This window comes from Phenylobacterium sp. (assembly GCF_044371015.1).
Classification (GTDB): domain Bacteria; phylum Pseudomonadota; class Alphaproteobacteria; order Caulobacterales; family Caulobacteraceae; genus Phenylobacterium.
The window spans coordinates 1-8,073 of sequence record NZ_JBILUK010000142.1; the positions used below are offsets into that span (position 1 = coordinate 1).

The 8,073-nt window shown below is 68.0% G+C and carries 11 protein-coding genes; 8 read left to right on the plus strand and 3 right to left on the minus strand.

Going from position 1 to position 8,073, the window contains the following annotated elements:
• From ACIQ3R_RS12040 to ACIQ3R_RS12060, 5 genes are all read left to right on the plus strand, one after another.
• A partial coding sequence (locus ACIQ3R_RS12040; protein ID WP_397418799.1) for a hypothetical protein occupies nucleotides 1–466 on the plus strand: 466 nt, incomplete at its 5' end.
• Between the two features lie 8 nt (nucleotides 467–474).
• Nucleotides 475–1,260 (plus strand): RluA family pseudouridine synthase, encoded by a 786-nt coding sequence (locus tag ACIQ3R_RS12045; protein ID WP_397418801.1) that lies wholly within the window; start codon nucleotides 475–477, stop codon nucleotides 1,258–1,260.
• Nucleotides 1,257–1,745: a CC0125/CC1285 family lipoprotein gene (locus ACIQ3R_RS12050; RefSeq protein ID WP_397418803.1), complete on the plus strand. Its 489-nt coding sequence runs from the start codon at nucleotides 1,257–1,259 to the stop codon at nucleotides 1,743–1,745. Before ACIQ3R_RS12045 ends, ACIQ3R_RS12050 begins: the two co-directional genes overlap by 4 nt.
• A gap of 43 nt (nucleotides 1,746–1,788) precedes the next feature.
• Entirely contained in the window at nucleotides 1,789–2,172 is a 384-nt protein-coding gene (crcB, locus tag ACIQ3R_RS12055; RefSeq protein ID WP_397418805.1) for a fluoride efflux transporter CrcB, read from the plus strand.
• Nucleotides 2,169–3,152: an RluA family pseudouridine synthase gene (locus tag ACIQ3R_RS12060; RefSeq protein ID WP_397418807.1), complete on the plus strand. Its 984-nt coding sequence runs from the start codon at nucleotides 2,169–2,171 to the stop codon at nucleotides 3,150–3,152. Before crcB ends, ACIQ3R_RS12060 begins: the two co-directional genes overlap by 4 nt.
• A 52-nt stretch (nucleotides 3,153–3,204) precedes the next feature.
• Here ACIQ3R_RS12060 and ACIQ3R_RS12065 read toward each other — a convergent pair whose 3' ends face one another.
• Nucleotides 3,205–3,738 carry a DUF2239 family protein gene (locus ACIQ3R_RS12065; RefSeq protein WP_397418809.1) on the minus strand — a complete coding sequence of 178 codons (534 nt, stop codon included), beginning with the start codon at nucleotides 3,736–3,738 and terminating at the stop codon, nucleotides 3,205–3,207.
• A 190-nt stretch (nucleotides 3,739–3,928) separates the two neighbouring features.
• On the opposite strand from ACIQ3R_RS12065, the gene ACIQ3R_RS12070 reads away from it, so the two are divergent.
• Nucleotides 3,929–4,663 carry an ATP12 family chaperone protein gene (locus tag ACIQ3R_RS12070; RefSeq protein ID WP_397418811.1) on the plus strand — a complete coding sequence of 245 codons (735 nt, stop codon included), beginning with the start codon at nucleotides 3,929–3,931 and terminating at the stop codon, nucleotides 4,661–4,663.
• Here the strand turns inward: ACIQ3R_RS12070 and ACIQ3R_RS12075 are convergent.
• The gene (locus tag ACIQ3R_RS12075) at nucleotides 4,652–5,038 is read right to left on the minus strand and encodes a hypothetical protein (RefSeq protein ID WP_397418813.1); all 387 of its coding nucleotides are present in this window, start codon (nucleotides 5,036–5,038) and stop codon (nucleotides 4,652–4,654) included. The two genes, ACIQ3R_RS12070 and ACIQ3R_RS12075, sit on opposite strands and share 12 nt — an antisense overlap.
• A gap of 104 nt (nucleotides 5,039–5,142) precedes the next feature.
• Here ACIQ3R_RS12075 and ACIQ3R_RS12080 point away from each other — a divergent pair, with 104 nt between their 5' ends.
• Both ACIQ3R_RS12080 and ACIQ3R_RS12085 read left to right on the plus strand, forming a co-directional pair.
• Complete coding sequence (locus ACIQ3R_RS12080) at nucleotides 5,143–6,675, plus strand: acyl-CoA carboxylase subunit beta (protein WP_397418815.1); 1,533 nt, start codon at nucleotides 5,143–5,145, stop codon at nucleotides 6,673–6,675.
• Between the two features lie 8 nt (nucleotides 6,676–6,683).
• Nucleotides 6,684–7,487 (plus strand): aminoglycoside phosphotransferase family protein, encoded by an 804-nt coding sequence (locus ACIQ3R_RS12085; RefSeq protein WP_397418817.1) that lies wholly within the window; start codon nucleotides 6,684–6,686, stop codon nucleotides 7,485–7,487.
• Between the two features lie 16 nt (nucleotides 7,488–7,503).
• On the opposite strand, the gene ACIQ3R_RS12090 is transcribed toward ACIQ3R_RS12085, so the two are convergent.
• The coding region (locus ACIQ3R_RS12090) for a hypothetical protein (protein ID WP_397418819.1) at nucleotides 7,504–8,073 on the minus strand (570 nt) is incomplete at its 5' end.

Below are 8,073 nucleotides of genomic sequence, written 5' to 3' on the forward strand. Positions count from 1 at the left end.
GGGGGGGACGAGCATGACGGACGACGCGACGGCGGATTCGGGGCCTGCGGCCAGGCCGGGGCTGGTGTTCTGGATCGTGGCGGGCGTCGCCATGCTTTGGAACGCATTCGGCGGTTACGACTACACGATGAGCCATCTGCAGGTAGAGCCCTACTACCGGCAGATGGGCATGACCGACGAGATGATCGCCTACATGGGAACCTATCCGAGCTGGATGCATGCGATCTGGGCGATCGGCGTGTGGGGCTCGGTGGCGGGATCCGTGCTGCTGCTGTTGCGGTCGCGCTGGGCGACCCACGCGTTCGGCGTCTCGATTCTGGGCGCGATCGGCAGCCTGGGATACACCGCCGCCTCGCCCGATGGGGTGAGGCTATTCGGTCTGATGATGCCGGGGATCATCATCGCGATCTGCGCGGGTCTGATCTGGTATTCTCAGCGGATGGCGAAGGCTGGAGTGCTCCGCTAAAGCGGGGCGTGCCGACGCCCCACCCGAAGCCCGTTTCGCTCAGCGCCGACGAGGTCGCCTTTGTGCGCGGTCTGGTGCTGCATGAGGACGCGGAGCTTCTGGCCCTGAACAAGCCGGCCGGTCTGTCGAGCCAGGGCGGGCGCGGGCAGGTGCACACGCTGGATGAACTGCTTTGGGCGTTCGCCAAGCCGGGCAAGGCGCGGCCGCGACTGATCCACCGGCTCGACCGGGACACCTCCGGCGTGATCCTGACGGCCAAGACCAAGCCGGGCGCCGGGTTCCTGGGCAAGGCGCTGATGGGACGACGGGTGGCCAAGACCTATCTCGCCATCGTCACGCCCGGCGCGCCCGCGCCGCGCGGCGGGGTTATCGAGGCGGCGCTGCGGCGCGATGAACAGGGGCGCGAAGCGTTCATGCGGGTCTGCGAGCCCGACCATCCGGACGCGGAGGCGGCGCGCTCACGCTATCGGACGCTGTCCGAGGCGACCGGCGCGGCGCTGGTGGAGCTTTCGCCCGAGACCGGGCGGATGCATCAGCTTCGGGTGCATCTCGCGCACATCGGGCGACCCATCGCGGGGGATGCGCGCTACGGCGGCGCTCTGATTGTGGGCGGACGGCCCGCGCCGCGCCTGATGCTGCACGCCGCCGCGCTGGCGTTTCCGCACCCGGCCGGCGGGCGTATGCGGCTGACGGCGCCGGTTCCGGCTGATTTCGCGGGACTGTGCCAAGACCTCGGGCTCGATTTCGCCGCCTTCGAGGCTCAAGCTGCGGTTCGAGAAGGGGACTCCCCATGAAGCGCATTGTTCCCGCCGCCTTGGCCGCACTGGCGCTGTCAGCCTGTGCGACCCCGCCGACGCTCTATCAGCCCTCTGCCGGACCCCGGGGGCCTGGATACAGCGAGACCAGGATCGAGCCTGGGCGCTATCGGATCACCTTCCGGGGCGGGCCCGGCGCGCCGGCCGAGCAGGTCAGCGACTACGCCCTGGTCCGGGCCGCCGATCTGGCGCTGGCTGAAGGCTATGACTGGTTCCGGGTTGCGGATCGCTACATCGACCGGCGGGCCGGCGCGGGCGGTCCGCGGATGAGCATGGGGGTCGGCGGCGGCGACTTCGGCCGGCGCGGCGGCGTCTCGGTCGGTGTCGGGACGGACTTCGACCTGAGCGGCGGACCGTCGCTCTCGGCCACGGTCGAGGTGGTGATGGGGCGCGGCGCGCGGCCGAGCGGCCCCGACGTCTATGATGCAAGGGCGGTGCGACGCACCTTGGGCGAGCGAACCTAGGGCGCGGTTTGGCAAACCGGCCGTGTCCGCGCATAAGCGGGCGATGCAAGGGTTGATCTTTGTGGCGGCCGGCGGGGCGGCGGGCGCGGTGCTGCGCTATCTCCTCGGCCTGCAGGCGATGCGGAGCCTCGGGGCGGCGTGGCCCTACGGCACCTTCGCGGCGAATGTGCTGGGCGGGTTGGCGATGGGCGTATTGGCGGGCTGGCTCTGGTCGCGCGGCGGTCCGGACGCCGAGCGTTGGCGGTTGTTGCTGGGCGTGGGCCTGCTGGGCGGGTTCACAACCTTCTCGGCCTTTTCACTGGAGCTTTTGCAGATGCTTGAACGCCGTGCGGTTCTGACGGCGGGCCTCTATGCGCTGGGCTCGGTGGCGGCCTCGGTCGGAGCGTTATGGGTCGGCCTGTTCCTGGCGCGGCGGGTGTTCGCATGAAGGAAGTCCGCACCCTCTATGTCGACCATGGCGAAGAGGGCGTGCGGCTGGATCGCTGGTTCAAGCGCCGCTGGCCGCATCTCAACCACATCCAGATCCAGAAGCTGACGCGCTCGGGACAGATCCGGGTGGACGGCGCGCGCGCCAAACCGGACACGCGGCTCTCGGCCGGATCGCAGGTGCGGGTGCCGCCGTTGCCGGATGCGCCGCCGCCGCGGGAGAAGGGCCAGATCGATCCGCGCGAGGCGGCCTATGCGCGCAGCCTGGTGATCTATGAGGACGAAGAGGTGCTGGCGCTCAACAAGCCGGCGGGCCTGGCTGTGCAGGGCGGCACCAAGACCAGCAAGCATGTGGATCGGCTGCTTTCGGCCTGGGGCGAGGGGACGCAGCGGCCCAAGCTGGTGCATCGGCTGGATCGCGACACCTCCGGCGTGCTGGTGCTGGGCAAGACGCCGGTGGCCGCGGCCAAGCTGGGCTTGGCGTTCGCCAAGCGCAAGGCGCGGAAGGTCTACTGGGCGATCGTGGCCGGGTTTCCCAAGCCGGGCGAGGGCGTGATCGATCTGCCGCTGATCAAGAAGGGCGTCGGCGACCGCGAGATGGTGGTCCCGGCCGAACCCGGGGAGGAGCGCGCCGAGGCGGCCGAAACCGAGTTTGTCACCGTCACCCGCGCCGGACCGCGCGCAGCCTGGATGGCGCTCTGGCCGCACACCGGGCGGACCCATCAGCTTCGGGCGCACATGCTGGCCATGGGCCATCCGATCCTGGGCGATCCGAAGTACAACACCGAGCTGTCGCGGGAGCTCTCCGGCGGGCTCAAGCTGCAACTGCATGCGCGCCGCCTGGTGTTGCCGCATCCCTCGCGCGGGATGCTGGCGCTGGAGGCGCCGATAAGCCCGGAGCTGGAGGCGGGCTTCGCCCGCTTCGGCTTCGACGTGCACGAGGCCGATCCGGACCCGTTCGCGGGACGGAAGGGGCGATAGCGGCGGACCGTAACCGCAAGGTCGCCCTGCGGCGTCCGCCATGGACCCTGACCTACCGGCTGATCATCACGGCGAGTTCGTCTCGGATATCCTCCGGCCAGCCCGCCGAAGTCTGTCTCTGCATTTCCTCATCACCGGCGAACAGCGCGCGGGAGTAGGCCTCGAAGCCGGGAAGGTCCCCGCCGATGCCGGAGATAAAGCGATAGGTCGCGTCGGTTCGCTCCCGCGCCGCGGACGCGTCGGACTTGCGGGCTTCGTCGACCAGTCTTCTCAGGGTGGTGGACGCACCGCCGGGTTGCTTCGCGAGCCAGTCCCAATGACGCGGCAATAGGGTGACTTCGCGCGCCACGACCCCGAGGCTGGGACGACCGCGCCTGGCCGTCGGAGCCGCCTCGGCGTAACGGCCGCGGACATCCTCTTCGGCGCCACGAAGGTCGAGGTCGACCACCGCGCCGGTGGCGCGATCAAACACAAGGATCGGCCCTTCGAGGTCCGCAGCGTGAGCGCGCCACGCGGCGCTGGCTGTTTCGGCAAGATCGCCGACCGCGAGGCGCATGTGACCTGAAAAGGCGGTGTAAACGGACATGAGTATAATTTACCCGGATAAAAATATGACGTCAATTACATCCGGGTAAAAATGTTTCAGGTCCCGACTTCCGCGCGCCAACGTTGTCCGGGTTGAGGTCACCTCAGCCCTGAGCCGGGGCCGTCTTGCCAGCGGCGGGTTTCGTGGCCATTGCACGGGTGGCGGGCTGATCCGTCGGGAGGTTGCGAGCTTGGACCTGCGCAAGGGGTTCCACGAGCCGGTCGAGCAGCCGCGGCGGTTCTACAAGGCCGTCGAGGCGGCCGAGGTCGAGGGCGGCTGGAGCGTGCTGCTGGATACGCGCCGGCTGCGGACGCCCAAGGCGCAGCCCTTTGTGATCCCGACCCGGCCGCTGGCCGAACTCTGCGCCCAGGAGTGGGCCACCCAGACCGACGTGATCGAAATGGCGACCATGCATGCTACGCGGCTGGCCAACACGGCGCTGGACGCCATCCCGCAGGCCCGGGCGGACACCGCTGACCAGATCGCGCGCTACGCGGCCTCGGACCTCGTCTGTTACTTCGCCGAGGGCCCGGAGGGATTGGTGGCGCGTCAGGAAGCCGGATGGCTGCCCCTTATGGAGCGCGCCGAAGCGGAACTGGGCCTGAGGTTTGAACGTTGCCGCGGCATCGTCTTTCGCGAGCAGCCGTCGGAGACCCTGGCGGGCGTGCGGGCGTTTGCACTGAGCGAGGACGACTTCGGGCTGGCGGGCCTGGCGTTCGGCGCGGCGCTGTACGGCTCGGCAGTGCTGGCGCTGGCGGCGCGGCGGGGATGGATCGAGGCGACCACGGCCTATGACCTGTCGCGGATCGACGAGGCCTTTCAGGAGGAAGCCTGGGGCGTGGACGCTGAGGCGGCGGAACGCACCCATCGGCTGCGCGGCGAGGCGGCTGTGCTGGACGCCTGGTTCCGGAGTCTAACGCCTTAGGACCGGGAACAGGGCGAAGGCGATCTGTCCGCTCAGACCCCAGATGGCCAGGGGCCGAGTGTAGCTGGCCAGGTGTTCTGCAAGGGTGCGACCAAGACCCACGATACCCAGCAAGGCCTCCGCCGCCATCAGCATTGCGAAGGCGATTCCGCCTAAGGCGAGCCGGGCCCGGAGTGCTGGGTCGGGCGAAAACCGGCGCATCGTCCAGCCGCAGACCAACCAGGACGCCATCAGGATCACCGGCAGTTCCAACGCCACCGCCAGCCCCTCGCCGAGCCAGGGAATCACCCAGAGGACGCGCAGGGTTCCCAGGATAAAGCCGATCGAGAACACCAGACCGAAGTAGGCGGCGGCCGCGCCGAAGGTGCGTTGCATTCCGTGACTACGATAGGCAATCGGCCCAGCCGTCTACCCCAACGGCAACTTGTCTCTGGATGGGGGTCCGACTAGGGCTGCCCGCTCGACCTAGGGGTAGTTTCGTGAAGCACATCCTGCAGGAACTTGAAGCGCGCCGCGATCAGGCTCGCCTCGGCGGCGGCGAAAAGCGGATCGCCGCCCAGCACGCCAAGGGAAAGCTGACCGCGCGCGAACGCATCGACCTGCTGCTCGACGAAGGTTCGTTCGAGGAGTTCGACATGTTTGTCGAGCACCGGGTCACCGAGTTCGGCATGGGCGATCAGCGCATCCCAGGCGACGGGGTGGTGACCGGCTGGGGCCGCATCAACGGCCGGGTGGTGTTTGTCTTCTCAAAGGATTTCACGGTCTTCGGCGGGTCTCTTTCGAGCGCGCACGCGGAGAAAATCCTTAAGGTCCAGCGGCAGGCGATGAAGGTGGGCGCGCCGGTGATCGGCCTGTTCGACGCGGGCGGGGCGCGTATCCAGGAGGGCGTGGCGGCGTTGGGCGGCTATGCGGATATCTTCCTGGAGAACACCCTGGCTTCAGGTGTGATCCCGCAGATCAGTGTGATCATGGGCCCCTGCGCGGGGGGCGACGTCTATTCGCCGGCGATCACCGACTTCATCTTCATGGTGAAGGACACCTCCTACATGTACGTGACCGGCCCGGACGTGGTGAAGACCGTCACCCACGAGGAGGTCAGCCACGAGGAACTGGGCGGCTACCGGGTGCATGCGCTGAAGTCGGGCGTGGCCGATGGAGCGTTTGAGAACGATCTTGAGGCGCTGACCCAGGTGCGGCGCCTCGTGGACTTCCTGCCGCTGTCCAACCGCGAGAAGCCGCCGGTTCGGGAAAGCTATGATGAACCGGGCCGCGTGGAGGCCAGCCTCGACACCCTGGTGCCGGCCAATCCGAACAAGCCCTACGACATGAAGGAATTGATCCTTAAGGTCGTGGACGAGGCGGACTTTTTCGAGATCAGCCCCGATTTCGCCAAGAACATCGTCGTCGGCTTCGCGCGGATCGACGGCCAGCCAGTGGGCATCGTGGCCAACCAGCCGCAGACCCTGGCCGGGGTTCTGGATATCGACTCCAGCCGCAAGGGCGCGCGGTTCGTGCGGTTCTGCGACTGCTTCGAGATCCCGATCCTAACCTTCGTCGACGTGCCGGGCTTCATGCCGGGCACCAAGCAGGAACAGGGCGGCCTGATCCGGCATGGCGCCAAGCTCCTGTTCGCCTTCGCCGAGGCCACCGTGCCCAAGATCACCATCATCACCCGCAAGGCCTATGGCGGCGCCTATGACGTGATGAGTTCCAAACACATCCGCGGTGATGTGAACTACGCTTGGCCGACGGCCGAGATCGCGGTGATGGGCGCCAAGGGGGCGGTGGAGATCATCTTCCGATCCGAGATCGGCGATCCCGACGCCATCGCGGCGCGGACGGCGGAGTATCAGGAACGCTTCGCCAATCCGTTCGTGGCGGCGAGCCGTGGCTATATCGACGACGTGATCCAGCCCTCGACGACGCGGAAGCGCATCTCCAACGCGCTGAAGAATCTGAAGGGCAAGTCGCTGTCGAACCCCTGGAAGAAGCACGACAACATTCCGCTGTAAGGGACGCTGTGCTGACCGACTTCCAGCCCTGGATCGATTGCTGGGGGCTGGAGCCGGACGGTGCGCCGTTTGAGACGGAGTTCGGCAGTCGCCTATTGCCGGTGCGGCGCGGCGGCGAGGCCGCGATGCTCAAGATCGCGCTTCACGAGGAGGAGCGACGTGGCGGGGCGGTGATGGCCTGGCGCGGCGGAGTGGGTGCTGCGCGCGTGTTCGCCTTCGACGCTGAAGCTGTGGTCATGGAGCGCCTGGACGGGCCGCGCTCACTGGCGGCGATGGCGCGTGGCGGTGGGGACGAGGCCGCGTGTCGAGCGTTGTGTGAGGCGGCGGCGCTGTTCCACGCGCCGACAGCGGGTCCGCCGCCGAGCGGGATCATCCCTCTGGAGTGGTGGTTCGCGGCGCTGTGGCCGCAGGCGGAACGCGCCGGCGGGATTTATGCCGAGGCTGCTTTGGTTGCGCGCGAACTGCTCGGCAGCCAGGGTCCTCCCGTGGTGCTGCATGGCGATGTTCACCACGACAATATCCTGGATGGCGGCGCACGCGGCTGGCTGGCGATCGATCCTAAGGGGCTGTGGGGCGATCGCGGGTACGACTACGCCAACCTGATGTGCAATCCGGACGCCTCGACGGCCGTGGCGCACCTGGATGCACGGCTCGAGATCGCCATGGAGATCTCGGGCTTTTCGCGAGAGCGGTTGTTGAAGTGGGTTCTCGCCTATCTCGGGCTGTCAGCAAGCTGGACGCTGACGAGCCGCGGCGATCCTTGGCAGGCGCTCCGGATCGCCGAGGCGGTTCGCGTTCGACTGGGCGTCTAGGATTTGACCCTGGTTGCTACAGCGGCGGCCTCAGCGGTGGCAGGTCGGGCCTCGGGGCCACCGCCTGGCCTTCGGTGAAGTCGTCGCAGCGGGCCGGGTTGCCGGAGTTGACGCCGAAGACCTCAACGCAGCCGGCGAGGCCGCCTGGGCGGATGCGGCCCTGGCGTTCCAGCCAGACGCACTGGGCGATTGTCCCCAAGAGATAGCTCGCAACAGGGGCTGTTCGGTTGGTGCGTCCGGCGATGCGGCCCTCGCCGGGTCGAGTGTCTGTGAAGGCGGCGTCGTAGACGATCGGGCTGGTCGATAGGGTGTGGGCGTACTCGTGGGCGGCGACGTTGATGGCGCACGAGCGCATCACGAGATCCTGAGCGGTCCAGGCGCCGAGCACCGGGCGGACCAGGACAATGTCGGCGTAGCGGCCGACGCCGGCTCCATGCTCGCCGGCCATGCCGAGAAAGTCGGGTGCGCCGTCGATCAGCCGCACATCCACCTGAACGTATCGCGAGCCGGGCGTCTTGAGCGCCACAAAGTCGGCGATTTCGGCAGGCGAGGCGTTGGGCTGTTCCTTGCGGGCGTAGATCGCCGG

What these genes read in the sequence shown, in the direction of transcription:
- ACIQ3R_RS12050 (WP_397418803.1), top strand. Translation starts at nt 1,257, where the DNA reads ATGAAGCGCATTGTTCCCGCCGCCTTGGCCGCACTGGCGCTGTCAGCC.
- ACIQ3R_RS12060 (WP_397418807.1), top strand. Translation starts at nt 2,169, where the DNA reads ATGAAGGAAGTCCGCACCCTCTATGTCGACCATGGCGAAGAGGGCGTG.
- ACIQ3R_RS12065 (WP_397418809.1), bottom strand. Translation starts at nt 3,738, where the DNA reads ATGTCCGTTTACACCGCCTTTTCAGGTCACATGCGCCTCGCGGTCGGC.
- ACIQ3R_RS12075 (WP_397418813.1), bottom strand. Translation starts at nt 5,038, where the DNA reads ATGCAACGCACCTTCGGCGCGGCCGCCGCCTACTTCGGTCTGGTGTTC.
- crcB (WP_397418805.1), top strand. Translation starts at nt 1,789, where the DNA reads ATGCAAGGGTTGATCTTTGTGGCGGCCGGCGGGGCGGCGGGCGCGGTG.